Source organism: Pseudonocardia cypriaca (assembly GCF_006717045.1).
Lineage (GTDB): Bacteria > Actinomycetota > Actinomycetes > Mycobacteriales > Pseudonocardiaceae > Pseudonocardia > Pseudonocardia cypriaca.
Genome location: NZ_VFPH01000001.1, coordinates 2,297,292 through 2,320,376 on the forward strand (window position 1 = coordinate 2,297,292; position 23,085 = coordinate 2,320,376).

29 protein-coding genes and 2 pseudogenes are annotated in these 23,085 nt (G+C 69.6%); 14 read left to right on the forward strand and 17 right to left on the reverse strand.

The genetic code is table 11. From position 1 onward, the window contains the following. The first annotated feature begins 33 nt into the window (after nucleotides 1-33). Together FB388_RS40845 and FB388_RS10965 are read left to right on the forward strand one after the other, a co-directional pair. Nucleotides 34-162 carry a hypothetical protein gene (locus FB388_RS40845; protein WP_281290425.1) on the forward strand — a complete coding sequence of 43 codons (129 nt, stop codon included), beginning with the start codon at nucleotides 34-36 and terminating at the stop codon, nucleotides 160-162. Continuing rightward, nucleotides 144-422 (forward strand): annotated as a pseudogene (locus tag FB388_RS10965) (transposase family protein); the annotation flags it as partial. The gene FB388_RS40845 and the pseudogene FB388_RS10965, both read left to right, overlap by 19 nt. A gap of 221 nt (nucleotides 423-643) precedes the next feature. Here FB388_RS10965 and FB388_RS10970 read toward each other — a convergent pair. Together FB388_RS10970 and FB388_RS10975 are read right to left on the reverse strand one after the other, a co-directional pair. After that, a complete protein-coding gene (locus FB388_RS10970) occupies nucleotides 644-2,140 on the reverse strand; it encodes a hypothetical protein (RefSeq protein ID WP_142099997.1) in 1,497 nt (498 codons plus the stop codon). A 71-nt stretch (nucleotides 2,141-2,211) separates the two neighbouring features. Beyond that, complete coding sequence (locus FB388_RS10975; protein ID WP_142099998.1) at nucleotides 2,212-3,138, reverse strand: LppU/SCO3897 family protein; 927 nt, start codon at nucleotides 3,136-3,138, stop codon at nucleotides 2,212-2,214. 334 nt (nucleotides 3,139-3,472) lie between these two features. On the opposite strand from FB388_RS10975, the gene FB388_RS10980 reads away from it, so the two are divergent. After that, entirely contained in the window at nucleotides 3,473-3,760 is a 288-nt protein-coding gene (locus tag FB388_RS10980) for an NIPSNAP family protein (RefSeq protein WP_170225558.1), read from the forward strand. A gap of 133 nt (nucleotides 3,761-3,893) precedes the next feature. Here FB388_RS10980 and FB388_RS10985 read toward each other — a convergent pair whose 3' ends face one another. Further along, nucleotides 3,894-4,133, reverse strand: coding sequence for a transposase (locus FB388_RS10985; protein WP_142100002.1), 240 nt, complete (start codon nucleotides 4,131-4,133; stop codon nucleotides 3,894-3,896). A 189-nt stretch (nucleotides 4,134-4,322) separates the two neighbouring features. On the opposite strand from FB388_RS10985, the gene FB388_RS10990 reads away from it, so the two are divergent. From FB388_RS10990 to FB388_RS40345, 5 genes and pseudogenes are all read left to right on the forward strand, one after another. Continuing rightward, on the forward strand, nucleotides 4,323-4,817 hold the full coding sequence (locus FB388_RS10990; protein WP_142100004.1) for a hypothetical protein: 495 nt from the start codon (nucleotides 4,323-4,325) through the stop codon (nucleotides 4,815-4,817). 45 nt (nucleotides 4,818-4,862) lie between these two features. Then, a complete protein-coding gene (locus tag FB388_RS41180; protein WP_425468559.1) occupies nucleotides 4,863-5,000 on the forward strand; it encodes a type I-G CRISPR-associated protein Cas7 in 138 nt (45 codons plus the stop codon). 10 nt (nucleotides 5,001-5,010) lie between these two features. Then, on the forward strand, nucleotides 5,011-5,157 hold the full coding sequence (locus FB388_RS39330) for a hypothetical protein (protein WP_170225559.1): 147 nt from the start codon (nucleotides 5,011-5,013) through the stop codon (nucleotides 5,155-5,157). Nucleotides 5,158-5,667: 510 nt separating this feature from the next. Beyond that, a pseudogene (locus FB388_RS41185) lies at nucleotides 5,668-5,880 on the forward strand (TetR family transcriptional regulator); the annotation flags it as partial. Then, the gene (locus FB388_RS40345) at nucleotides 5,798-6,286 is read left to right on the forward strand and encodes a hypothetical protein (protein ID WP_246122083.1); all 489 of its coding nucleotides are present in this window, start codon (nucleotides 5,798-5,800) and stop codon (nucleotides 6,284-6,286) included. The pseudogene FB388_RS41185 and the gene FB388_RS40345, both read left to right, overlap by 83 nt. A gap of 132 nt (nucleotides 6,287-6,418) precedes the next feature. Here FB388_RS40345 and FB388_RS39345 read toward each other — a convergent pair whose 3' ends face one another. The 6 genes from FB388_RS39345 to FB388_RS11025 all read right to left on the reverse strand — a co-directional run bounded on the left by FB388_RS39345 (nucleotide 6,419) and on the right by FB388_RS11025 (nucleotide 13,469). After that, complete coding sequence (locus FB388_RS39345) at nucleotides 6,419-6,613, reverse strand: hypothetical protein (protein WP_170225560.1); 195 nt, start codon at nucleotides 6,611-6,613, stop codon at nucleotides 6,419-6,421. 39 nt (nucleotides 6,614-6,652) lie between these two features. Further along, on the reverse strand, nucleotides 6,653-9,562 hold the full coding sequence (locus tag FB388_RS39885) for an NAD(P)-binding domain-containing protein (RefSeq protein WP_142100010.1): 2,910 nt from the start codon (nucleotides 9,560-9,562) through the stop codon (nucleotides 6,653-6,655). Nucleotides 9,563-9,995: 433 nt separating this feature from the next. Then, a complete protein-coding gene (locus FB388_RS11010; protein WP_211361852.1) occupies nucleotides 9,996-10,574 on the reverse strand; it encodes a tetratricopeptide repeat protein in 579 nt (192 codons plus the stop codon). Nucleotides 10,575-10,588: 14 nt separating this feature from the next. Continuing rightward, on the reverse strand, nucleotides 10,589-11,707 hold the full coding sequence (locus tag FB388_RS40350; protein ID WP_281290393.1) for an IS5 family transposase: 1,119 nt from the start codon (nucleotides 11,705-11,707) through the stop codon (nucleotides 10,589-10,591). Between the two features lie 679 nt (nucleotides 11,708-12,386). Next, nucleotides 12,387-12,836 (reverse strand): site-specific integrase, encoded by a 450-nt coding sequence (locus tag FB388_RS11020; protein WP_142100014.1) that lies wholly within the window; start codon nucleotides 12,834-12,836, stop codon nucleotides 12,387-12,389. A gap of 102 nt (nucleotides 12,837-12,938) precedes the next feature. After that, nucleotides 12,939-13,469 carry a hypothetical protein gene (locus FB388_RS11025; RefSeq protein WP_211361853.1) on the reverse strand — a complete coding sequence of 177 codons (531 nt, stop codon included), beginning with the start codon at nucleotides 13,467-13,469 and terminating at the stop codon, nucleotides 12,939-12,941. Between the two features lie 44 nt (nucleotides 13,470-13,513). Between FB388_RS11025 and FB388_RS11030 the strand changes: the two genes are divergently transcribed. The 3 genes from FB388_RS11030 (at nucleotide 13,514) to FB388_RS11035 (ending at nucleotide 15,028) form a co-directional block, all read left to right on the forward strand. Then, on the forward strand, nucleotides 13,514-13,771 hold the full coding sequence (locus FB388_RS11030) for a hypothetical protein (RefSeq protein WP_142100018.1): 258 nt from the start codon (nucleotides 13,514-13,516) through the stop codon (nucleotides 13,769-13,771). 60 nt (nucleotides 13,772-13,831) lie between these two features. Next, on the forward strand, nucleotides 13,832-13,993 hold the full coding sequence (locus FB388_RS39365; protein ID WP_170225562.1) for a hypothetical protein: 162 nt from the start codon (nucleotides 13,832-13,834) through the stop codon (nucleotides 13,991-13,993). 645 nt (nucleotides 13,994-14,638) lie between these two features. Next, nucleotides 14,639-15,028, forward strand: coding sequence for a DUF1622 domain-containing protein (locus tag FB388_RS11035; protein WP_211361854.1), 390 nt, complete (start codon nucleotides 14,639-14,641; stop codon nucleotides 15,026-15,028). Here FB388_RS11035 and FB388_RS11040 read toward each other — a convergent pair. From FB388_RS11040 to FB388_RS11060, 5 genes are all read right to left on the reverse strand, one after another. Beyond that, nucleotides 15,015-15,413 (reverse strand): SpoIIAA family protein, encoded by a 399-nt coding sequence (locus FB388_RS11040; RefSeq protein ID WP_142100020.1) that lies wholly within the window; start codon nucleotides 15,411-15,413, stop codon nucleotides 15,015-15,017. The genes FB388_RS11035 and FB388_RS11040 overlap by 14 nt on opposite strands. A 638-nt stretch (nucleotides 15,414-16,051) precedes the next feature. Beyond that, nucleotides 16,052-16,579: a hypothetical protein gene (locus FB388_RS11045; RefSeq protein WP_142100021.1), complete on the reverse strand. Its 528-nt coding sequence runs from the start codon at nucleotides 16,577-16,579 to the stop codon at nucleotides 16,052-16,054. Nucleotides 16,580-16,685: 106 nt separating this feature from the next. Then, nucleotides 16,686-18,143, reverse strand: coding sequence for a DUF2252 domain-containing protein (locus tag FB388_RS11050; protein WP_142100023.1), 1,458 nt, complete (start codon nucleotides 18,141-18,143; stop codon nucleotides 16,686-16,688). Next, a complete protein-coding gene (locus tag FB388_RS11055) occupies nucleotides 18,140-18,478 on the reverse strand; it encodes an amphi-Trp domain-containing protein (protein ID WP_142100025.1) in 339 nt (112 codons plus the stop codon). Before FB388_RS11055 ends, FB388_RS11050 begins: the two co-directional genes overlap by 4 nt. Nucleotides 18,479-18,526: 48 nt before the next feature. Continuing rightward, nucleotides 18,527-18,781, reverse strand: coding sequence for a hypothetical protein (locus FB388_RS11060; protein ID WP_142100027.1), 255 nt, complete (start codon nucleotides 18,779-18,781; stop codon nucleotides 18,527-18,529). Between the two features lie 122 nt (nucleotides 18,782-18,903). Between FB388_RS11060 and FB388_RS40355 the strand changes: the two genes are divergently transcribed. Beyond that, complete coding sequence (locus FB388_RS40355) at nucleotides 18,904-19,578, forward strand: DUF7144 family membrane protein (protein WP_246121818.1); 675 nt, start codon at nucleotides 18,904-18,906, stop codon at nucleotides 19,576-19,578. A gap of 61 nt (nucleotides 19,579-19,639) precedes the next feature. Beyond that, nucleotides 19,640-20,047 carry a DUF7144 family membrane protein gene (locus FB388_RS11070; protein ID WP_211361855.1) on the forward strand — a complete coding sequence of 136 codons (408 nt, stop codon included), beginning with the start codon at nucleotides 19,640-19,642 and terminating at the stop codon, nucleotides 20,045-20,047. Nucleotides 20,048-20,059: 12 nt separating this feature from the next. On the opposite strand, the gene FB388_RS11075 is transcribed toward FB388_RS11070, so the two are convergent. The 3 genes from FB388_RS11075 to FB388_RS11085 all read right to left on the reverse strand — a co-directional run bounded on the left by FB388_RS11075 (nucleotide 20,060) and on the right by FB388_RS11085 (nucleotide 21,962). Then, on the reverse strand, nucleotides 20,060-20,266 hold the full coding sequence (locus FB388_RS11075; protein ID WP_142100029.1) for a DUF4177 domain-containing protein: 207 nt from the start codon (nucleotides 20,264-20,266) through the stop codon (nucleotides 20,060-20,062). Between the two features lie 43 nt (nucleotides 20,267-20,309). Next, the gene (locus FB388_RS11080; protein ID WP_170225564.1) at nucleotides 20,310-21,182 is read right to left on the reverse strand and encodes a YhjD/YihY/BrkB family envelope integrity protein; all 873 of its coding nucleotides are present in this window, start codon (nucleotides 21,180-21,182) and stop codon (nucleotides 20,310-20,312) included. Between the two features lie 330 nt (nucleotides 21,183-21,512). Then, entirely contained in the window at nucleotides 21,513-21,962 is a 450-nt protein-coding gene (locus FB388_RS11085; protein ID WP_246121819.1) for a DUF7144 family membrane protein, read from the reverse strand. Nucleotides 21,963-22,511: 549 nt separating this feature from the next. Between FB388_RS11085 and FB388_RS11090 the strand changes: the two genes are divergently transcribed. Next, on the forward strand, nucleotides 22,512-23,054 hold the full coding sequence (locus tag FB388_RS11090) for a hypothetical protein (RefSeq protein WP_142100033.1): 543 nt from the start codon (nucleotides 22,512-22,514) through the stop codon (nucleotides 23,052-23,054). The last annotated feature ends 31 nt before the right edge of the window (nucleotides 23,055-23,085 follow it).

A 23,085-nucleotide genomic window follows, 5' to 3' on the forward strand; every position in this document is an offset into this window, starting at 1 on the left:
TCTGGAGACTTGATCTTCTGAGGAGATGGAGTCATGACAGGTCGTTGCCAGTCGCCCTACCCGCCGGTGTTGCGTGAGCGGGCGGTGCGCATGGTCGCCGAGATCCGCGACGACTACGACTCGTCGTGGGCGGCGATGAACGCCGTCGCGCGCTGTCGCTGATCAAGCAGCTGATCCGGGTCATGGCCACCGACACCGACCCGTGGGACGACCCGGTGTGGATCGTCGACTCCACCCCGGTCGAGTGCGCCCGCTCCCGCTCCACGGTGAAACGGTCGAACCTGGCCGGGTGGGCCGGCTACAGCTACTGCGCCTCGCACTCGCGGTTCTTCTGAGGACTGCGCCTGCACCTGGTGTGCACCCCGGCCGGGCTGCCCATCACCTGGGCGCTAGCCGACCCCAAGCTCGACGAACGCCAAGTTCGGCGACCGCAACGACCACTACGACGTCAAGGTAGCTGGCATCACGTTGCGTGACCGGTGGATGCCGCTGTGACGGTCGACTGCTAGCCAGGCGTGAAGCGGGCCCGACAGCACGGTTTCTCGAAAACGTGCTCGCGCGCAGCGAAGCTCGTGGAGCGGGCGATACCGAAGTCCGCCACGGTCGGACCTGGACTCCACGTCAGGGCCCCGTCTCCACGCGGTCAGGAGGGAGCGGCGATCGCGTCGACGGTTCCCCACCCCGTGTACAGCACGCGGGCCTGGTCAGGCCCGCCGCCTGCGGACGGGGGGAGATCCATCCGCAGCAGCCGCTGGTCCGGGTCGACCCAGAGCCGGGCCGACCCCACCGCGAAGAGGGTGTCGGCGAACCGGGTACGCCACCCGGGATCGGTCTCCCGGCGGGCAGCGAGGTCCTCATCGAACGCGACGTCGAACCACCTCGCCCGTACACCGTCGACGAGCCCGATGTCCGTGGCGGTCACGCGGGCGGCTGGACCTGCGCGAACGAGCAGCGCGAGGGGATCGGCGAGATCCTGTTGGTAGAGCGTGAAGGCGCACTCCGCGGCGTACAGGCCGCCTTCCTGCACCGAGCACGGGTCCCACCCGCCCTCCGGGAGCGGGTAGATCCCCTTGATCCACCGTTGCCCGTCCACGACGGCGACCTCACGGACGTGCATCTTCGGATCGCTCAGCCGGGCGTGCACCGAGGCGGTGTCGCCGTCGAAACGGACCTCTCCGGTGCTGCCGAAGTAGCCGAGGCCGTCCCAGAGCTTCCCCGGATCGGCGGTGTAGGACGCCGACCCGTCGCGGCGGGACTGCGTGTAGGTCTCGGCGAACGCCGCGGCCGCCGTGGTCGGGACCGGCGCGGGCGCTGACGGCTCACCGGAGCCGACTTGATCCGCCACACCCGAGGGACGCAGCGATCCCCAGACCGCCGCGCCGGCCAGCACCAGCAGAAGGCCGGCGACCACACCGGCGGTGCCGCGAACGACCGACGACTGTGCCGTGCGCTGCCGTGGGGCGGTGTCGAGCGGCTCCGTTCCCGTAGCGTCGCCCGGGCGCGGCACGTCGATGTCCCGTTGGCTGCCTGCCGCCGCGGCGGGCGCGGTGCGGACGGGGTCGGGGCGCCGACGATCACCCTCGATGAGCTCGACGTAGGTCGTCGCGAGGAAGGCGGCGACGGCCATGTAGGCAGGGACGGCGAGTGCGCCCGCGGCGATCCAGGACAGGGGAACCGGGAGAGTCGATGCCAGCGCCTCGGTCCCCCACCACCACCCCACCGCCGGCGCCAGGGTCATCAGGAAGCGCGCGGCGGTGGACCAGAACCGGCCCCGGACCAACCCCAGGCACCGCCGCAGCCCACGACCCTCGACCGTCACCACCGCGATGACCGTCGAGCCCAGCACCACCAGCAGGTAGAGCCCCGGGACCAGGAGCGCAGCCAAGCCCGCCACCACGAGAACGACGGCGATCAGCAGCCACCCCACCAGCAACGGGAGGCGTCGACCCGCCTTCCCGAGAGCGGCGACGGCACCCACCGGCGCCCCGCCCGGCTGCACCAGCATCAGCATTGCCGCGCCGTAGACCCACGCCCGGACGACGAGCGAGACCGCCTCCCCGATCCAGGCCACCAGGCCGACCGCGAGGATCGACGCCAGTGTGCTCGCCATGGCGTCCACGGCGGCGGCCAGGGCCGCCAAGGCCGCCAGGGCAGCTCCCCCACGCCTCAGGAAGCCCAGCCCGGTGCGCCACCATCCCGCGATACCCGGGCTCATCCGCGGGCCGCCGCAACACAAAGGGTGAACTCCTCGCCCGGCCCGGCGCTGCCCCGGATCGACCCCGTGGCCTCCGGGATCGCCTCACAGGCGCCGACCGACGCAGCGAGTCCCTCGATCCGCTCGAGGACGAGGTACTCCGCCTCCGGCATCACGCACTCCAGGACACGGAACCCGGCCTCGCCCCCTGCGTCCGCTACGCAATCACCGGGGCGGGCCAGCTCGATCGGCGACGCGGGATCCGCGCGGGCCGGGCCGAGGCAGAGGGAGACGGCGTCCGTCGACAGCGCGGCCAGGCCGTCCCCCTTCAGCCGCCACTCGTACTCGGCGGTCGCGCCCGGGACCGCGAAGCAGTCGGCGGTCACCGCCTCCACCCCTGCGACCCGGTGGACCACCCGCGACTCCGCCCGGGCATCGGCGCAGTCCACCCGGACGCGGAGGTCCCCGCCTGCCTCCGGCGCGAGGCAGTCACCGACCTGAGCGGTGTTGATCGCGGAGCCGGGATCGGCGTCGGGTGGACCGAGGCAGAGCTTCTGCCCCGCCCCGAGCTCCTCGTGCGACCGGGTCACCGCCGGCACGTCGTGACACGGCTCGGCCGACGAGCGGACCTCCAGTACGCGCAGCGCGCCCGCGTCCCCGCAGCCGGCCGCGCGGACCTGCTCCTGCACGCCGTCGCCCTCGATGAGGACGCACTCGCCACGCTCCGGCGACGGGCCCGCACAACCCGCGGCGACGCCAAGCGCCATCACCAGCACGACGAGCAGGAGGGTCGACACGGTCGGAGGGCCACCCGGATCCGGCCACCGCTTCCGGCGGTGCAGCCGGTGCTCGACGTGCCCGGGGTGGGCGTCGGTGCTCTGCGCCGCGCCCGTGCCGAGGCCGTCGAACGACACGGCGTGGTCGTGGACCCGGGCGAGGGGCATGGTGGTGCTCTCCTTCACGTGACGTGGCAGCGCGCGGAGCGTTCCAGCCCTTGCAGGCCCCGGCAATGCCGTCGCCGGTCCGCGTCCGGATCTTTGGGACACCGGGCGGGGATCCCGGAGCGGCCCTCCCAAGCACCCGATCACGGAGCGGCTGGGTTCGCCGCACCAGCCATTCGACCTACCTCGAATCTGACTATTGAGCAGCAGCGTCTCGCCTGACACTCCCCCCACCCATCTATCGGCCAGCGCGGCGAAGATCAGCGTCTAACCGGCCGCGCCCGCCGCAGCGGGCCGAACTCTCCGTCGAAGTTAGATCATCAACATGATCTACAGGATGCGCATCTACCGCATGACGCCAGACGGGGCTGCGGTGTTCCACGGGTTCTTCCACACCTGGCTGCTTCCTGTGCAGCTCCGGCATGGCGCCAGGTTGGTCGGCCGGTGGGAGACCGAAGACGACCGGGTCGTCGCGGTCTGGGAGTACGACGATCGTGCCGCCTACGAACGAATCCAGGCCGCCGTCAGCCAAGACCCAGACAGTCGACGAGCGCAGGAGCATCGCAAGAGCCTTCCGGTCATGTTCACCGACCAGGAGGAGATCTTCATGAATTCGACACTATGACGTGGCCATCGCGACGACGGTCGATCCCACCACCCCTGGGTTAGTTAGGCTTCCAGACGGCGGTCCGAATGCATGTAACGCGCCGGTGCACCGAGCCGGTCTGGAGTCGAGAGGCGGCTCCACTAGTGGCTTGTCACGCAGCTTCGACCGTGTAACTGGTCCAGGTGCGGATCGGTGAGTCGACCGCGAAGTTCGTCTTGGGTTGGGCGCTGGCGTTGCGCCAGCGGACGTAGGCGGCGACCGCGGCGTTCTGCTCGTCGTGGCTGCGGTGGTCGGTGCCGTTGAGGGCGAAGTAGCGCAGGGTGGCGAACTCGGTGGCGCCCCGTAACGGGTATCGCGGTTTGGTAATCCCAAAGATTGGGCCACATGTCATTGAGCTCGCATGTCGCGTGAGCTAACGAGCCGTGGTTACCAGGAGTTATGATTGATCACCCGAACGAGTGAACCGGGTTTGTCGCCCGGTTGTGCTACCCCTAGCCTTGCTCGCGGCTCTCATAACCCCGATGGGGAGCCGACCCACTACGACTACATCGCAATTCTGGCGAATTGTGGTGGTGAGGAAATGATGCTGAAGAAGGCTGCAATTGCTGGCGTGACGGTCACTGCTGCGCTGCTGCTCTCCCCCGGAGCTGCGAACGCCATCGAGATCCCCGAGCTGCCGGCCATCCCCGCTCCCTCCCTCCTGCCCGTGTCCGCTGAGCAGGGCACCGCGGGGGAGCCGACCGAGTCCGAGTCCACCCCGGAGGAGGAGTCGTCGTCGAGCCCTGAGACCGAGTCCGAGGCCGGCGCGGGCACCGAGTCCGAGGCTCCGGCTGAGGAGACGTCGGCTGTGGAGCACCCGGCACTAACAGCTATTGAGAATGAAGTGGCGGCTGTCCAGGAGGACCCGGCAGCAGCTGTTGAGGGGCACCTGTCGGCTGTCCAGGAGGACCCGGCAGCTGTCATCGAGGGCGAAGTGACGACTGTCGAGGGGGAGGTCGCGGCTGTTGAGGAGGAGGTCGGCGGCTTCCTGGGATTCCTGCATGGCATCCCTGGTCTGAGCTCCCTGCTCGGCTGAGTTGTGCTGCACCCACGCGGGCCGCTGCAGTTGTCGGCGGCCCGCGTGGCGTTGTACGCGCATGACCCGGGGTCGTTGGTGTACGGGGCGTGGAACAGTCACCGGAAGGGGCGTCCGCAGAAGTTCCGCGGGGTGCACTCGAGCGAGGTGGTCGGGTTGGAATCCGGCTCTCGGCACCCGTGACGCAGGGCGGATGGGTCCGCTGAACCTGCAGGGTGCGCGAAAGGGCGAGGCGGACGGCTGGGAGTTCATTGCGGTCGCGAAGAAGGCCAGGGACGAGCGGCTCAGCGAGATCGGACACGGGAACGTGGCCCCGAACCCCCGCAGCACGACGGTGTGACGATCTCCTCGGCGCAGCGGTTCGCGACGTTGACCGCACCTGGACCGAGCTCAGCGCACTCGCGGCCGAATCGGTGGACGGGATCGACGTCTCACCTGGCCTGCACCCAGCTCAGCGCCACCTTCGCTGGTCGCAGCGTATCCCGCGCATCCGGTGACGTCCCGCTCGGCATCCGAGGTTCGGAAGTCAGACTCGCCGAAGCGCCGCACGGTTACGGGACCAAAGATGTTGCGACAGACTACCTCAACGCCGGGTCCGGGGTACTGCGCCAAGCGGCCGAGGAACGGGCGCGACGCAACAATTACCGCATCCTGCACGTGGGCGGGCACGCCAATGTGACATGGGGTCAATCTGAATTCGTAGCCAAGGTCCCCGCGAGCCCCTGTCGCCGCAGCCCGGCTCGCCACTACCTAGTGCGGTGGCCACACTGGAGATGACCCGAGAGGTCAGCTCGAGGATCGCAGCCCACGGGAGCGGACGCCCCCGGGCGGCGCCTGACGGGTCCTGTCGATGGGAAGACGGACTCGCCGTACCCGAGGTGGACGCCCGCGGACCGCAGCGCGCGTCGAGGTGGCCGGCCCAGGCGGGATGTCGGATGTGCTCGGCGCTCACCCGAGGAAAGACGATCACGGGATCGCAGGTGCGCGCCTGGACTGCATCGCCGCGACCGCCAAGAGCAACAAGGCGCAGATCTACCACTACTTCACCAGCAAGGAGGGTCTGTTCGACGCGGTGCTGCGGGAGCTGGCGGCGACCTTCGTCCGGGAGTCGCCGAGTCGACGCGACGAACCTGCCGGAGTACGCGGGCCGCCTGTTCGACCCGTGCGCCGACAACGCGATCGCCGGCCGGCTGGCCACGTCGTACCGGCTCGAGCGGGCCGCCGTCGGACCATCACTGGACGTGGTCATGGACAGCACCCGCCAGAAGGTCGAGGCGATCGAGAAGGCGCAGCGCGACGGGTTGGTCCCGACCGGTACCCGCCGGGCCGAGCTGCTCGCGCTGGTCGTCCACCTGTCGACGCTGTGGCACTCGGCCACACCGGACATGGCCACGATCACGGAGGGGCTCAGTCGCGAGCAACGCCGCCACGTGGTCACCACCGCGGTCGCGGCCCTGCCCAGGGATTGACCACCCTGAACAGGAACGCCGCGAGCGGCACCACGGGCACGGCGCTGCTGGACGATCTCGCAGCGGACCAACATGTGCTCGCACACCCACAGCGGGCTGCAGCCGTAGCACCCGCACGTCAGGGGTGGCGACCTACACCTTCGCCGCCCACCCACTCTCGATCATCTGGTCGTCGCTCATCTCGATCAGCCAGACCGGGCAGGCCGCGTTTGCGACCTTCCCGGGGAAGCCGTCGGGGTCACGCCCGGGAGAGCCCTCCGGGTGCTTCAGCGGCGGCGCGACCATGGCGCCGCAATGCCCGTCGAGGGCGCAGGTGCTGACGTCCACGCTCCGGCTCCCCGGGACCTCCGCTCGCGAGACCGCGACTCACGCATCGGTTCGCAGGAACGCTCCCAGTGAGTCGTCGGGCTCGTCCCACCACGGCGTGTGGTGCACGGGACCGGTGGTGCCCGTGCACGGCGAGGAGAACGACTTGTCCCGGTAGCCGGTGATGCTCTCCTCCTTGTGGTGCTCCCACGTGTTGAAGTGCTCGCGGACCAGGTCGAGGTCGAACGCCGCGTAGTCGACGTCCTCGAGCAGGTCGCGCACGTAGTCGGTCTGGAAGTCGATGTCGTCCGCGGGGCCGCCGAGGGTGTCCTGGCGCTCCCGCCACGACGCGATGTCGCGCTCCATCTCCCCCCGCGCAGGCAGCGGGATCCGGCCGAGCACGACGTCGCGGGCGAACCACGCCTGCGCGTCGAACATGTTGAACGTGTAGTACTGGTCCTGCATCCCGAGGTACATCAGCTTCGGGTTAGCGGTCCAGACCACACCCTTGTAGAGGTCGGCCGGGTAGAGGACGTTGTCCGTGCGCAGCCGCAGGTTGTCCTCGATGAACGGGAACCAGTGCCGGTATCCGGTGCACAGCACGATCGCGTCCACGTCACGGGTGGTCCCGTCGACGAAGTGCGCGGTCCTGCCCTCCAGGCGATCGAGCTTCGGCACCTCGGAGATCCCCTCGGGCCAGCCGAAGCCCATGGGGGCGTTGCGGTAGCAGATCGTGACGGAGCGGGCCCCGTACTTCTTCGACTGCAGTGCGATGTCCTCCGCCGAGTAGCTGCTGCCCACGACGAGCAGGTCCTTGCCGGCGAACTCCTGCGCGTCCCGGAAGTCGTGCGCGTGCAGCACCCGCCCGGGGAAGCTCGCGAAACCGGGGTACTCGGGCATGTTCGGTGTGGAGAAGTGGCCGGTCGCGACGATGACGTGGTCGAACTCCTCGGTGCGTGTGGAACCGTCCTCGCGCGACTCCACCGTGACCTCGAAGACGTCGCGGGCCAAGTCGAAGGAGACCCACCGGACGGCCGAGTCGAACTGGATGTACTGGCGGACGTTGCTCTTCTTCGCCCGCCCGGTGATGTAGTCGAAGAGCACCTCACGCGGCGGGAACGACGGGATCGGCTTGCCGAAGTGTTCGTCGAACGTGTAGTCGGCGAACTCCAGGCATTCCTTCGGCCCGTTCGACCACAGGTAGCGGTACATGCTCCCGTGCACGGGGTCGCCGTACTGGTCGAGCCCGGTACGCCAGGTGTAGTTCCACAGGCCACCCCAGTCGCTCTGCTTCTCGAAACAGACGACCTCGGGGACCTCGACACCCGCCCGACGCGCCTGCTCGAACGCGTGTAGCTGGGCCAGGCCGCTCGGGCCTGCACCGATGACGGCGACACGTGCCATGTCTCTCCTCTTGGGTGGGCTCGAAGCGAGCGGGGCAGAAACGGGGTCAGGGCTTTCCGGGGTCGCTCCGTCAGTTGCGCTCACAACTTCTTGACGAACGTCCTCGCCTGGTAGAGCGCCAGCAGCGGGAGCCCGATCATCAGGATCACCATCAGCACCGGGCCCGCCGGATACGCGAAGAACGTGCTCATCTGCTTTCTCTCCCATCAGGCCGGACTGCCGCATGCGGCTGCGCCCGAAGTCGTTGAGGCCGAACTTGAACAGCAGCTTCTCCTCGCCGCGCGACTTCTCCGGATCCACGGCCGTCTCGATCTCGTCGAGCAGGCCGCTGGAGAACAGGTCGGTGAGCGTCAGCCGCACGGTGCCGAACCAGTAGTCGCCGGAGACCCCGTAGGCCTGCATCACCTCGTCGGCGATGTCGTAGTCCCACATCGGCCCCCGCTCCGCGAGCAGCTGCAGCATGTGGCCCTTCATGTGCATGTCGGGTACCTCCTCGGGCGTTGGTGCCGGGTCGACGTGGGCACCCGGGACCGCCCGGACGACCTCCAGCACGTCGCGCTTCTCGGTGAACAGCACGAAGCTGCCGATCACGGCGATCAGTCCGCCGACGACGAACTGGACGCCCGGCGCCTCGAGGGTGAACAGGTACAGCCACACCAGCGCGAGCGGCCCGTACAGCGCTGCGATCGCCTGGCCACGGCCGACGCCGATGAGCGGGAAGGACTTGTACCAGGCCACGTAGCAGAAGCCGAACGTCAGCCCGAGCAGGACGAGCAGCAACAGGTTGTTGGGGTTGGCCAGCGTGGCCCCGATGACCTCCCACAGCCGGTTGCCCGCGAGCACCCACGTGATGGGCACGACGACGAGCACCCACAGCGCCACCTCGGCGGTGAACCGCAGCGTGAGACCGACGTCGGGGTCGCTGACGTCCAGCGCGCGCCCCGCGATGGCGCCCTCGACGCCCCAGCCGATGAACGCCAGCGCGCCACCCACGTAGCCGAGCATGCCGCCCGTGCCGGCGCCGGCGAGCTCCCCGACGATCCCGGGAGCGAAGATGATCACTCCTCCGGCGACGATCACGATGATGCCCACGGCCGCCTGGCGGGTGATGCGCTCGTGGTACCAGAGCCTGGCCAGCAGGGCGCCGATGATCGGGTACAGCAGGGCGGCGACCGCGGCGAACGCGGCACCCACGTAGGCGATCGCGAGGATCGAGCCGAAGATCGCCAGCATGCCGGCGAGCCCGGCCGGGGCGTACCAGCGCGAGATGCGGGTCCGCCGCATCGTCTGGACGTACTCGCCGGTCTTGCCCAGCACCGCCACCCACAGGTACATCGCCAGCAGCACCGCCACCGCGTTCAGCGTCGTGATCACCATGGCCGCCAGCAGGTAGTCGCCGGTCGATCCGGCGAGATCCACGAACGGGACCTCCGAGTAGATGACCGTGCCCGGCACGTACCAGGCGCCCCACAGAACCGCGCACCAGATGGCCCAGATGAAACCCCACCGCACCTGCCGGTTGCGGTACTCCCGACGCAACTGCTGCACCTTCTCGGTGCCTGACATAGCGACTCCTTCAGTGCGCGACGAGGCGCACGGCGTCGAGAAACGATGGATCGGTGTCCGATGGGTAAATGCGCACTGCGGGAGGTGCCCCAGGGCACCCACTACTGAAGATTGCGAGACAGCATCGCCGAACGATTTCAGCTTTTACACCCTCCTGTAGAACAGGATGCGTCAGCCAACCCGGGGGTGCGCCAACCAACGCGGCGTGCATGAGCGCCGGTCAGAGTCGGTGCACGAACTGCTGGTGATGCGCCTGCGGCTGCGGGGCCGCGCGCAGGATGGCCGCGAGCTCCGCATCCGCGGCTTCCTCGCGGACCGGGCCGGTGAACCACGGGCGGTATCGCGATCTCTCGTCAGATAGGTAGATGGGCTCGACATGCTGCTGCCTCGGTTCGTCTGGTCTCGGGGCTCGGGGGAGTCGGAGGGGCACGAGCTACCCCTCGAGGAGGGTCATGCCGATCGCCTCAGCGCACTCGGCGAGGGCGGTCCGGTGCGGATGCCGCGGGGGGAGCGACTCGGCGTCCTGCATGGCCGCGCTGAGCAGGGCGGCGGCCGCATCGAGGTCGCCCGCGGCGGCCTGGGAGCGCGCCATTCCCATCCGGGAAGTGAGAGTGTCCGGGTGCGCGGGTCCCAGCACCCGGATGCGCTGAGCGATGACTTTGCCGGACAGCTGCACCGCGTCGTCCACGTCGCCGTGGAGCCGGTACGCCACGGCGAGCGCGTCACGGGCGGTGAGGGTGCGCGGGTCCTCCTCGCCGAGCACACGCGATCGGTCGGCGACGTTCTCGGCGATCAGCCGGATGCCCTCCCGCCGCTGCCCCGCCGACATCCGAGCGGCCCCGAGATTGCCGGCGACGGTCAGCGTGGCGTGGTGGTCGCGCCCGAGCAGCGCTCGGCAGCCGCGCAACGTGTCCTCGAACATGTCCGCGGCTTCCTTCACGTTGCCGGCGGTGAACAAGGCCGCGGCGCGTGCGTTGCGGGCGGCCAGGTCGTGCACACCCCCTCGCACCACGGGTTGCCCGGCTTTTACGCCAGCGGGCGCGCCGTCCGCGTCCCCGGACCTCCAGGGCATCGTCGAAAACCCCCCGTTGAGTACGATGTCGTGAGGAACGCCAACGCACCTTGCGTGACAGCGTCCTCACCGAACGTGGCAAGTAAACCCGATCGAGTGATCGGGCTGCGAGCCTCCCCCTCCTCATTCGGAGCACTGCCGGTTACCGATGGGTACATCCGTGTGACATGACCGGTTATGGTCGTTCGCCCGCTAGGCCAGGGCGTGCTGACCGCAGGAGCGGATCTCGCCGTGGACGCCCACGTACCGTCGGGACACTGCACGCACGGCTCGGCCTGGCGGCGGAGTCTGGTGCCGACCTCGACGACCCGGTCCTGGAGTGGGGCACCACGTACCTGCCGAACGACACCCGCTTCCGGGCCCAGCTGCGGCTGCGCCGCGAATTCGACGACGACGACCGGTGCGGTTCGAGATCGGTCTCGAGGGCGCCCGGCCACCGGAGGAGGCGATCTGGCGCCGGCCGGGACGAGTGTGCGACAGATCCGCGAGGCGGTCAGGGACGAACGGGTCTCGGTCTGGTTCCCGTCACTGCCCGCCGATCCCGTGCCAGAGGAGGAGCCGGACACGACGGCCGAACTCGCCGCCCTGACGGCGACCCTCACGATGGCCGCACCCGGCGGGTGGCGGCGGCTCGTCGTCGAGTGCGAGGCATCGGGGCCCAGCCCGTGGTCGGCGGGCTCGGGGCCGGGCAGTTCGCGTTGGCGGTCGGGCTGATGGCGCGCGCCCGCGGCGTGCTGGTGGACGCGCACGATCGTGGAGTCGGCCGACACATCCGAGGTGATCAACCCGGCAGCATCGCCGAGCTCCTGCAGCCGTGCCCAGACCTGGGTCCAGGTTCCATCGCGCTGCCAACGCCGAAACAGCCCGTAGATCGATTGCCAGGAGCCGTAGCGTTCGGGCACGTCACGCCACGGGGCGCCGGTGCGGATCCGCCATCGGATCCCGTTGATCAGTTGGCGTCGGGTCCAGATCGGGGGCCGCCCGAGCGCGCTCATCGCTGGCAGGAGTGGTTCCAGCAGCCGCCACTGCGCGTCGGTGAGGTCCTTACGTCCGCCCGCGGGTAGGTTCCCCACGAGGTCTCCGGTGTGATGGTCTTCTTAGAGCTCGTTTCAAAATGATCTCGGTGTGTCTGCTGTGGACTGGCGGCGAGCTCGGCCACGCTCCCCGTCGTGGTGAGTGATCTTGTTCCGGACTCGCTGTGGGAGCGGGTGTCACCGCTGCTGCCGCCCCATCCGCCGCGGCGGCATCGGTTCCCCGCCGGAGTCTGTTCCGGGGGAGGCGCCCACCTGCGGAGGGTCGGCTTCGTGCTCGCTGAGGTGCCCCTCAGTCCGTCAAATCGCTGCGATCGGTGGAGTCGGCTCGCAGCATCATTGTCACCGCCGCCGTCGACAATCGGGCGAGCGAGCCTCGCGGAGATATCGCCGTCCTGGTTTGACGATCAAGGCTGTCGGGTCGCGGCATCGCGAGCGGGAGCACGGTGGGGAGCAGCGGGGGAGCAGGGCCTTGCGCTCGACGGGCGCGAACTGACGTCATCGGCTCTCAACGCACGTGCGCTGACCTGCACGAGCCATGTTCCCGCAGGTCAGCGCACTGTGCTTGGCATAGTTCACACCGAAGAGGTCACTGGTTCGATCCCAGTATCGCCCACCGTGTGTTTTGCCTGGTCAGACGGCCTGTCGATGATCTTCATCGGCGGGCCGTTTGCGTGTGTGGGGAGCAGAGTCTGCTGACCACCTCCGTGGTCCGAAGTGTTCACGCCGCGTCCGGGCCCGGCTCGAGGAGCTGCGCCATGCCTCGGCCGCCGCTGTGCAGCCATCGTTGTTGCAGCGCGGTGAGCATCTTCTCGCGCATGGCTGGGGTGACGTGGGTGTAGAGGTCGTCGATGTCCTCAGGACGGCGGTGTAGTCCGCCGTTGGCGCCGGTAAACACGAAGGGTGTGTCCGGGTGGTGGTCGCGATGGACGGTGAGCAGGTCGGCCAGGAATGGCGGCAGGTGCACGGTGCGGGCGCCGGCCGTGGACTTGGGCGGGCCGAGTTCGAGGCGCCCGCCGAGTTCGTGCAGCGCGCCATCGGTCGCGTCGACGTCGATGCGAGGGCAGGCATCGTCGAGGTGGGTGCGGGTCCACTGCAGGCCGGCGAGCTCGCCCCAGCGTAGGCCGGTGTAGGCGGCCGTCAGGATCATCAGCCCGGCGCCGATGGACATGCGCGCGGAGCTGGCGACGACCTCGCCGGGTGTGGCGTGGGGGCGTTCGGGGCGCTCGGTGAAGGTGATGCGCAGCTTGCGGCAGGGGTTGGTGCCGATGAGTCACCGCGTGTCGGTGGAGGGGTCTTCTCGGGCAGCGCTGTGCCAGTAGGCCGCGATCTCGCTGGTCTGGCGGACGAGCACCTCTGCCCGGTGGGGGGCGGGCCACAGCTGGAGCAGGTAGCGGTCGAGTGCGGGCTCGTCGTCCATCCGGGTGTCGGCCTCGTGGGCCTCGTCCATTCCGGAGGCGCACCACCGGGCCCGGTAGCTGCCGGGAGCAGGCAGCTGGATGTCCTCCCGGAAGTCGAACGCCGCGAGGATGTACCCGCCGGGCTCGAACGTGCAGGAGACCTCGACGACCTCCTCCCAGTCCGCGCCCACCGGCGGCTCGCCGTCGTGGGCCTCGATCCGCAGCGGAACCTGCCCCGTGTGCAGCCCCGTGGTCATCGACAGACACCCCGGTTCGGCGGCACCGCACAGGCCGTTGAGCTGCCCGGCACGACCGGTCGCCGGATCCGCGGCCGCCATGGCGGGCTGGAGTGACAGGAACCCGTAGTGCACCTCGATGTCGGCGTCGAACAGCACGGACACCACAGGACATCCCCTCCAAACGGGCTAGGCTTGACGATCATGGCGGAGTGATCGGGATCGATCAAACGGGTCGCGGTCAGTCGTGTTCGAACATCTGCTGGATCTCCGTGACGTCCTTGGTGATCGTCATCGCGAACATGAGCAGGACACGGGCCTTCCACGGCTGGAGATCGTCCGCGGCGATGATCGACCGGAACCATGACGACCGGCTGGGCGACGATGAGCTTCGCCGTTTCCAGGAGGCGGACATCCGACCCGCCGGTGGTGCCAGATGCGATCGCCCGGAGAACCCGCGGCGGCGCTGAACCCGCACCGATTCGGCGGTCGCGACGGGCGGTGAGCAGGTCGGCCAGGAATGGCGGCAGGTGCACGGTGCGGGCGCCGGCCGTGGACTTGGGCGGGCCGAGTTCGAGGCGCCCGCCGAGTTCGTGCAGCGCGCCGTCGGTCGCGTCGACGTCGATGCGAGGGCAGGCGTCGTCGAGGTGGGTGCGGGTCCGCTGCAGGCCGGCGAGCTCACCCCAACGTAGGCCGGTGTAGGCGGCGGTGAGGATCATCAGCCCGGCGCCGGTGGACCCTCGACCCCGGGGCCGCGTGGGGTTGCCGCTCGGGAACAGACGCGCCCGCCAGCGTCCGACTCATCGGTCCTCGGACGGCTCGACGCTCGCCCGGCGGGCCAACCGCCAACTGGCTATGGCCACAACTCGATGCGCGACAGGCGTCGCGGTGCTGGTCGCCGCGCATCGGATGCCGCGGTGGGGTGCTCTCGAAGCGGAGATCCGGATGCGGCTGCCGGGCGACGAGGTGGTGGTCCCGGGCAGCCTGCCGACCGTCACGACCGTTGTGACAATCGCGGCGGCTCCGGAGGCCGTCTGGCCCTGGGTCGTGCAGATCGGTCGTGGACGAGCCGGCTTCTACATCTGCACGTGGTCGGGGAACGCGCTCGGCGCCCACATTCGGCTGTTGAGTGAGCATTGCGTCGCTCCGCCACGCGGGCTCCCTGCGCGGATGGCGGCCACGTTCTGGTCCCCAACGCCGATGTTGCGTTGGCCATTCGGCGGACGCGATGCGAGTGACATCGACTGCCCGCCCCACCCACCCGCTCCGGACGACGCGGGCCCGTTCCGGCCTCGGCACTCTGCGGGGACACTGCACCCGAGCATTGGGCGGATTCCGTGACCTTCACCGAGACGATGGAACACGTCGCAACCGGCGTGGAGTTACTGGGTGTCGGGGTGCTCGTCGTGGGAATCGCGTGGTCGGGGGTGCGCGCTGCGATCGGGTGGGCCCAGACGTCGGATGGTCGTCGCACCTACGCCGAGCTGCGTGAGAGCATCGGGGGGAGTCTGCTGCTCGGCTTGGAGATCCTGGTGGCGGCGGACCTCATCAAGACCGTCGCCGTTGCGCCCACCGTGGACAACGTGCTCGTGCTCGGTCTGATCGTCCTGATCCGGACTTTCCTGAGCTTCTCGCTGCAGATCGAGATCGAGGGGGCGTTGCCATGGAGGCGCGGCCGTCGTGAAGCCGGCTCCATCCCTGGGGCGAGCCCTACTAGGGGGTCGTGAGCGGCCTTCCCCGTTCCTCGAACCCTTCGGAGACCCAGGACTTCGCCGCGTCCAACGCGCTCACGGGGAAGCCGCGGATCTGCCCGGGTGCAAGCACCGAAAGGACCCGCAGCGCCGGCCGTAGCCACTCCTCGTCGGTCACGACCGCCACCTTCTCGTACGCCGAGGGATGATGCGCCACGGAGCGGACCTTCTCGCCGAATGCGTCCGCCTCGTACTTCCGCATCCGGGGACCGAGCAGGTACAGCACACGCACCTTCCCGCCCTGCGCTATGTGATTGCGCAGGACGGGGGCGACCGTGTCCTCGACGTCGTCGTCATCGACCTTTCCGATGGCCTCGAACCCGAAGGTTCCGGCCGGCATTCCGCTGATCCGCTTGAGCATGTCCACCCTCCAAGGGACCCGAACAATGGCGTCAGCACGCGGACCGGCCGGCGAGGACAACCGCTCCGAGCACGAGGGCGAGTACCGCTGCGAGGACGAGCGCGATCTTCACGATGGCCTCCTTGGCGGAACCTGGTCCACCGATGCTCCCGTGGAGCCGTGCTTCGCCCACCGGGGCGACCACCGCAGTCCCGGCCGTGTCCGGTGTTGAACCGTCGCGGGCATCGGCCCCTCGCACGTCACCCGGTGGGGGTGATGCCGCTCGTCGCCGCCCTCGCCGGTTTGGCCAACTCCTTCCGCATGGGGAGGCTCCCGGATCCGAAACCGTCCGGTTCGAGCGACGTGGTCCTCGGCTGACGAAGTCGAGGCGCAACGCCGACGGATGGTGCGCCACGAATCGAACTCCCTCGCCGAACGCGTCCGCCTCGCACTTCCCGCAGTCGCTCGTCCGGGGCTGCGGCCGGATGGCCTCCAGAGGTGGTCGGTCGAGGTCGGCCGGCCGGGGGAGACCCCGGCCGGCCCGAGTGCCTTAGCTCATCGGCGCCGCACCAGCCGCCGGGCGACGCGCCGCCCCGTGCGGCGACCAGTTCGGCGCGCGATCCGCCGGTGGGGTCCCAACATCGCTACACCACCCCTTTTCAGACCGTGTCCGCCGACATCGCAGCGAGCGCTTCGGCTTCCTCCGCCTCCACGAGTCCCACCGCGACCAGGTCCAGCGGGCTGATGAACTCCGACGCCAACCGCACCCCGCGAGCCCGCATGATCGCGTCCCGCAGCGGGATCGCCCAGCGGTGTTCGAGCAGGACGAGCGCGGCCGCGGAGTCCTCCGGGATCTCGGCGAGCGCATCCCACGCTTCCTCTCCGAACACACCGCCCTGGTCGGCGACCCGCTCGGCCCCGGCGGCTGCGCCGGCCTCGACTCCCACGCCTTCGCCCAGCCCCACCAGTGCGCCGACGAGCGCCCCGAACTCCACCATCTCCTCGGCGGCGAGCTGGCTCTCCTTCAGCGCCGTCACCTCGCCTCCCGCCGTCTTGTGGACGCCGAGGAAGTCGATCACCCGAACCGTGTCGTTGTCGCGCAGGCGCTCCAGCTCCGCCCGGATCTCCCCGTGGAATTCCGGACGGTCGAACCCGAGCACCAACAACTGCACCGGACCGATCGTCATCGCAGCTCCTCCTTCGTCTTCGCCGACCACCGAAGGCTCTACTCCGCGCACGACGTCAGCACCGCCCGAGGCGGATGAGTCCGGGCGTCCGGATGCATCATCTGCCTCAGTCGATCAACGGCTCCGCGGCCACGACATGCCCCGAGCCGATTGCCGAGACGAGCGCGCCGTGGTCGTCGGTGTTGCGGTCGGCGTACCGGCGGGCGAATTCGGCGACGGCGACGTCGAAGGAGGCCCCGGAGCCGAGGTAGGCGGCGATCGCGATCCGGTCCCCGGATCGGGCGTGAGCTCGGGCGAGCGTCCACCCGCACAGCTCCCCGTACGCCTTCATGCCCGCCGGGAGCATCGTCTCCACCTCGGCCGAGCCCTTCCAGTCCCGCAGCTGACGGAGGTAGAAGTCGCGGCGCCGGCCGTCGAAGCCGGAGGCCCGGATCCAGCCGAGGAAGATGTCGCTGACCGTCTGCATGAGCCGCTGCCCGACCACCACCCGTTGGCCGGCGTTGTCGTACTCGCTGCGCCCGACGTAGGCCTCCAGCGCCGACGGCTCGGCCTCCTTGGCCTGCAGGAACAACGGGTCCCGCTCGTCGGTGCCGAGCAGCAGGAGCATCCAGCACCGAGTGCCGACACTGCCGACCCCGACGACCTTGCGCGCCATGTCGACCAGCTGGAACCGGTCGAAGAGGGCCCGCCGTTCCGGCTCGAGCGTCTCGCGGTACCGGGCGAGCATGTCCCGCAACTGGGCAGCCAGCTCGTCCGGGTCGGTTCCGGGCTCCACGAGGTCCCGGACCGGGACGACGAGCGGGGCGTCGGCCAGCAGGCGCTGCTGCCCGTCCTGCTCCCCGACGAAGCGCTCCAGCGCCCCGAGGTTGCTGCGGGTGCGTGCCTTCGCGAAGGTCTTGGAGAGCAGCTTTCGCCCGGACCGGGACACGTTCGAGCCGAACCGCTCGGCCAGCTCGTCGGAGGTGATGTGGGTGTACCAGACCTCGAGCGAGGTCTTCCCGGCGAGATCACGCATGCAGTTCCGGTAGGCGGCGACCGACGCTTCGACGATCGCGCGCCGCTCCTTGGCCGGGTAGCCGTTCTCCCGGCCGGCGACCTCGACGCTGGTCGCGAGACGCTTGACGTCCCACTCCCACGGCCCGGGCAGCGTCTCGTCGAAGTCGTTGATGTCGAAGACCAGGCGACGCTCCGGGGAGGCGAAGAGCCCGAAGTTGGACAGGTGCGCGTCACCGCACGCCTGGACGGTGAGCCCGGTGCGGGGGGTGGAGGCGAGGTCGTCGGCCATGACCTGCGCCGCACCCCGGTAGAACGTGAACGGCGAGACCGCCATCCGGGCGTACCGGATGGGCAGCAGCTCCGGTACCCGGGCCGCGTCCTGCGAGCTCAGCAGCTCCAGTGGATCCCGATCGCGGCGCTCGGGAGGCAGCTCGGCGTGGCTGGAACGGGGAAACTCGCTCCGCAATGCTCGTCCCGTTGCCACCCGCTCCGCGCGCGTCGGGTGCCGCACCTCGGCGGCGCCCGGGGTTCGTGCGGCCGCCCTCGTCCGCCCAGCGGTCCGTGTCATCGCGCACTCGCCTTGCGTCGACCGGAGTGAGGAGCGTGAACATCCTTGGCCTGCTCGTCCGCGGTGTCGGGCTCGGTCTGCTCCACGGGCGGCGCCGGCTGGTCGCGCGCCGCCGTCTTCCACGTGAGCTCCACCTCGAACTCGACCTCGTCCCGGTCGATCTCCACTTCGACCTTGCAGCGCACCTTCCCCGGGACGTGCACCTTCATCTTCGTGGCACCGAGTTCGAGCTCGACCTCGCCCTCGTCGGCGAGCGCCGCGGCGAGCGCGGACAGGCACCGGGCGGTCTCGTCCCTGGTCAACGGCTCCTCGTAGGTGACTTCGACGTCCGACATGGCGTGGCTCCGATGGGTTCGTCCGGCTGCCGGGATCGGCGTCGGGTCTCAGCGGGATGTGAGGGCCTGGTCGATGACCAGACCCAACCGCGCCAGCAGTTGTTCGGAGTCGGCGGTGCTGATCACGCCGCGTCGAGCGGCGGCGCGGACCTCCGCCCGGAGGAAAGTCATCAGCTCCTCGCCCCACACGGCCTGCTCGGATGGGACCGGTGCGAACGCGACGCGTCTGCCGGGAATCCCGGCGGTCGGCCTCGGCGGGACCACTCGCAGGCGACGGAATCCGTCGACCAGATCGTCCGCCATGATCGTTCCTTCCGCGGTCCGCACATGTGCTCCTGCGCTGCCGTCGCAGGTGGTGCAGTCTCAATCGTCAGCCGGCGGGACACCTCATCCGCGCGGGGTGAGCGTCCCTCCCGGCGCCGGCGGTGGTCGTCCTCCGGGCTGCGGTCGTGCTGTACGTGATGTTCCCGCCGGGCCTGTGGGTGGTCGTCAGCCCGCGCCGTCGTTCGGTGCAGGACGTGGTGCTCCTGTCGGTCGTCGTCCACGACTGGCGCGATGACGCCGGCCTGCAAGAGGTGCCGGGATCCGCGGAATCACCCGTCACGGATGGGGGACGTGAGCCCGCGAGGGGCCAGCGTTCGTGTTTGGCCGCCAGCGTGGCTGACAACGGAAGGAATCCGATGAGCACACCCGCCGCGTCCCGCCCGGCCGTACCGGGAGGTTCGCCCACAACGTTCGCGACCGGCTTCGCCATGTTCGCCGGCGTCCTGATGATCATCGCAGGTATTTGGAGCGTCCTCGCCGGATTCGCGGCGATCCTGAACGACGAGGTGTACGTCACGACACCGCAATACGTGTACAGCTTCGACATCACCGGCTGGGGTTGGATCCACCTGATCCTCGGTGTGCTCGTGGCGGTCGCGGGGGTGGGCGTCATCCAGGGCGCGACATGGGGAGTGGTGTTCGGCATCGCGTTGGCCTCGCTCAGCGCCCTCGTCAACTTCGCGTTCATCCCGCACTACCCCGTCTGGTCGATTCTGATCATCGCCCTGGACGTTGCCATCATCTGGGGGCTCGCCACCTACCGACGCGAGGCGTGACCGCACCCGCCACGTGCGCCCGTGAGGCGGTTCACCTGAAGGAGAGATCGGAGCCCGGAGGATGACCGCAGGAGAGGAAACCGAGTCGGCGCGCACGAGGCAGCTCGCAGGCATCAGGACGTTCGCAGGCGTGCTGATGCTCGTCATCGGCGGATACCACGCGATGGCCGGGATCGCCGCGCTGAGGGAGGATGAAATCTTCGTCGAGACCCCGAGCTACACCTACGCCCTCGACGTGACGACGTGGGGATGGGTGCAGCTCGGGCTCGGCGTTCTCGTCGCGCTCGCAGGGGCCGCGGTGCTACGGGACCGGTTGTGGGGCCGGCTCGTGGGCATACTGCTGGCGGGGCTCAGCCTGTTCGCCAACTTCCTGTTCCTGCTCTACTACCCGCTCTGGGCGGCGCTGATCATCGCCTTCGACGTAGTGCTAATTTGGGCGCTCGCGGCGTACCGCCCTGAGTCGGTCTGATCCATTCGGTCGTCACGCGACAAGGCGTTCGAAGGTGATGAGCAGGCCCTCGACTCCGCCCGGACCGACCCGGCCCTTGACCTCGGTGCTCGTGATCGCCTTGAGCTGCCAACCCTGACGGGCTTCGTCGTTGAGAACGTCCTCCAGCTTGTCCGGGGAGAACTTGCCGCCGATCATGCTCTCGCGCATCTGCAGGACCCGGTACTCGAAACGTTGCATGCGCCGAAGGTGGCACGTCCCCCAGGCTGTCGCCTCGCCTCGATCAGGTGGTCGACGGCTCATCCGCAGGCGGCCGAGTTGATCCGGCACACCCTCGGCGACCGCACCCGGCGGCGGTCGGCGCGGCCGAAGTGGGGTCGTATGCGGCTTCGGCACCGAGGACGGCACCGAGGACGAGCAGCAGCCCCAGCACAACCATCCAGGACACCAGGACGAAGGCCACCCCGATCAGGCCGTACCGGGCGGCCTGCGTCTCGATGGCGACCTGGAGGTAGACACCGGACAGAGTGATGACGACGACCTGGCCCACACCCGACAGAACCGCACTCGGCAGCAGCTGTCGCCAGGTCACGCGGCCGCCGAGCAACAGCCTCTGCACCGGCCACCACAACAACACGGAGAGGACCAGGTTGACCGCGACCGTGACGAGCGCCGCGCCGCGGAATCCATCGACGAGCAGACCGACCAGGAGGACCAGGACGACCTCGACGACCAGCGCCGCTGCGCCGAGCAGGCCATGGACGAACCCGCGCAACCCCTGCGTCGGCAGGAGCCATGCCGCTTGGTAGGTCCGCTGCAGCGTCCGGGTGAACCCGACGACGGAGACGACGAGCAGGGCCGCGCTGAGCAGCGTCACCGGTTCGGTGGGGCCGGGTGGACGCTGCATGAGTTGCTGCAGATCGGCCGCCGCCGAGCCGGACAACCGCAACCGGTCGACCAGGAAACCCCCGGCAGCCGGGCGATCGTCGCTCGGCACAGCTGCGGCCACCACGATGAGCATCGGTACGAGCGCCACGAACACCTGGGTGGCGAGCGCGAGCGCGCGGTCGTAGCCGCCGATCGCGACGTAGCGCGCGGCGACCCGTACGGGGAACCACCCGCCGAATCGCCGGAGCAGCTCCTCACGGCGAAACACCGACACCCGCCGGGGCGAGTCCGATCAGCACGATCAATCCACGCTGCAGCGGCCAGGGCGAGACCGCCGTCACCTCCGGAGTTGCCGTCACGTCCCAATCGTCCGCGCCCGCCCCCGACGTGGCGTCATCACGACAGGGTGAGGTGCAGGGGAAGCAGGGTCCCTCGCGGAGCGAGGTCCCCGCACCCCGGGCGCGCCCGGTAGCTCGACGCGGTCGGCCGAGGCATCAGCCGGCCGCGCCGAGGGGCGCGGGCGCGATATCGATGACGGGCGGTGGTACGAGCACCGCGAGCAGGGAATCGGCACCCATGGACCCGGAGTCGCCGCGCGTCAGCGACGGGCAGCTTCGCGGCCGTACGAGCAGAGGGCCCAGATCACGGACACGTCCAGCGCGATGATCAGCAGTGACCAGATCGGGTAGTACGGGACGAACAGGAAGTTGGCGAGCATGCTCAGGCTGGCGATCCCGATCCCGATGACGCGTCCCCACATGTGGCCAGCGAGCACTGCCCCACCGGCAACGGCGACGAGGACACCGACGAGCAGGTGGATCCAGCCCCAGGTCGTGACGTCGAAGGAGAACACGTAGTTCACGCCGACGACGTACAGCTCGTTCTGGAAGAGCGCCACCAGCCCCGCGACGGCCTGGAAGACCCCTGCGATGATCATGATTGTTCCGGCGAACAGGGCGAGCCCGCTGGCCAATGGCGAGATGCCGCCCACGCCGCGCACTGTGGCATCGCGATAGTCGGCCTGGCTGCCCTGGTGCGATGTGGACATCGGGCTGTACCTCCTCCTCGTGCCGTTCGCAGCGATCGTGGCTCTCGGAGGCTGCAGGTCCCTCACCCGTGACGGGTGAGCCGGGCGATGGAGCCTCCGCTCGCGCTCGGCCCGGGCCCGAGTCGACTCCGTGGCAGCGCCAGGGGGCGGGGACAGCGGTGCAGTCGTGCGCCTCGCGCGGCCGGCTGAACTCGGCCGCGATCTTGCCGGCCCGCGGCCGGGTCGGGGTCGTTGTCGCCTGCCGTACTGCGGATTTCGCCTGCTCCGGGTGAGGCCGAGGCGTGGAGTCCGACGGAGCGTGAGAGCGTGCGCGATGACGAGCGGCGGGGCGACCGACCCGACGAGTTGCCCGGTGGTCGAGGGGACACGGCACTGGGCGTCGGGGCCGCCCTCGCTGACCTGGTGGGCACGCTCGCGGCGCCCGTCCTCGCCGCTGCAGGCACGGTGCTCGGGCTCGGCCTGCGGATGTCCCGCATCGGAGCGGGGGAGCGGGTGTTGGCAGGCCTCGCCGATCGCGGGGGGCAGGTCCGGGCTGAGCTGGAGCACGCGATGCGGGCGACCGTCCGCCGGCTCGTGCTGGCGGTCGTCGACGTCGTCGACCTGACCGAGCTCGTCCGCCGGAACGTCGATCTCGACGCGCTCGCCCGCGAAATCGATGTGGACGCCGTCGTCGCCCGCGCCGACCTCGACGCCGCGGTGAGCCGCGCTGATCTGGATGCTGTCGTGGCCCGGGTGAACCTCGACGCCATCCTCGGCCGCATCGACCTCGACGCGATCGTCGCCAGGGTCGATCTGGACCTCGTCACATCCCGTCTCGATCTCGATGCGATCGCGGAGCGTCTCGATGCGGATACGGTCGTCGGGCGGGTGGACCTCGACGCCGTGGTCGCCCGCCTCGACCTCGCCAGGATCGCGCGCGAGGTAATCGACGCGATCGACCTGCCCGAGATCATCCGCCAGTCCAGCAGGGCGTTGTCCTCCGAGACCGTGCACGGCCTCCGGGCGGAGGGCATGCACGCCGACGATGCGGTTGCGCGCTTCGTCGGCCGGATGTTGCGACGGCCGGATCCAGCTCGGCCTGCACTGCAATGAGTGATCTTGCAAGCGGGTCATCGGCACAGCG

Bases quoted from the DNA above. Each gene is read 5' to 3' on its own strand.
- FB388_RS40845 (WP_281290425.1), top strand. From the start codon at position 34: ATGACAGGTCGTTGCCAGTCGCCCTACCCGCCGGTGTTGCGTGAGCGG.
- FB388_RS10975 (WP_142099998.1), bottom strand. From the start codon at position 3,138: ATGCCCCTCGCCCGGGTCCACGACCACGCCGTGTCGTTCGACGGCCTC.
- FB388_RS10980 (WP_170225558.1), top strand. From the start codon at position 3,473: ATGCGCATCTACCGCATGACGCCAGACGGGGCTGCGGTGTTCCACGGG.
- FB388_RS10985 (WP_142100002.1), bottom strand. From the start codon at position 4,133: ATGACATGTGGCCCAATCTTTGGGATTACCAAACCGCGATACCCGTTA.
- FB388_RS10990 (WP_142100004.1), top strand. From the start codon at position 4,323: ATGATGCTGAAGAAGGCTGCAATTGCTGGCGTGACGGTCACTGCTGCG.
- FB388_RS39330 (WP_170225559.1), top strand. From the start codon at position 5,011: ATGGGTCCGCTGAACCTGCAGGGTGCGCGAAAGGGCGAGGCGGACGGC.
- FB388_RS39885 (WP_142100010.1), bottom strand. From the start codon at position 9,562: ATGTCAGGCACCGAGAAGGTGCAGCAGTTGCGTCGGGAGTACCGCAAC.
- FB388_RS11020 (WP_142100014.1), bottom strand. From the start codon at position 12,836: ATGTCCATCGGCGCCGGGCTGATGATCCTGACGGCCGCCTACACCGGC.
- FB388_RS11040 (WP_142100020.1), bottom strand. From the start codon at position 15,413: ATGCTCAAGCGGATCAGCGGAATGCCGGCCGGAACCTTCGGGTTCGAG.
- FB388_RS11045 (WP_142100021.1), bottom strand. From the start codon at position 16,579: ATGACGATCGGTCCGGTGCAGTTGTTGGTGCTCGGGTTCGACCGTCCG.
- FB388_RS11050 (WP_142100023.1), bottom strand. From the start codon at position 18,143: ATGACACGGACCGCTGGGCGGACGAGGGCGGCCGCACGAACCCCGGGC.
- FB388_RS11055 (WP_142100025.1), bottom strand. From the start codon at position 18,478: ATGTCGGACGTCGAAGTCACCTACGAGGAGCCGTTGACCAGGGACGAG.
- FB388_RS11060 (WP_142100027.1), bottom strand. From the start codon at position 18,781: ATGGCGGACGATCTGGTCGACGGATTCCGTCGCCTGCGAGTGGTCCCG.
- FB388_RS11070 (WP_211361855.1), top strand. From the start codon at position 19,640: ATGACCGCAGGAGAGGAAACCGAGTCGGCGCGCACGAGGCAGCTCGCA.
- FB388_RS11075 (WP_142100029.1), bottom strand. From the start codon at position 20,266: ATGCAACGTTTCGAGTACCGGGTCCTGCAGATGCGCGAGAGCATGATC.
- FB388_RS11085 (WP_246121819.1), bottom strand. From the start codon at position 21,962: ATGTCCACATCGCACCAGGGCAGCCAGGCCGACTATCGCGATGCCACA.
- FB388_RS11090 (WP_142100033.1), top strand. From the start codon at position 22,512: ATGCGGGCGACCGTCCGCCGGCTCGTGCTGGCGGTCGTCGACGTCGTC.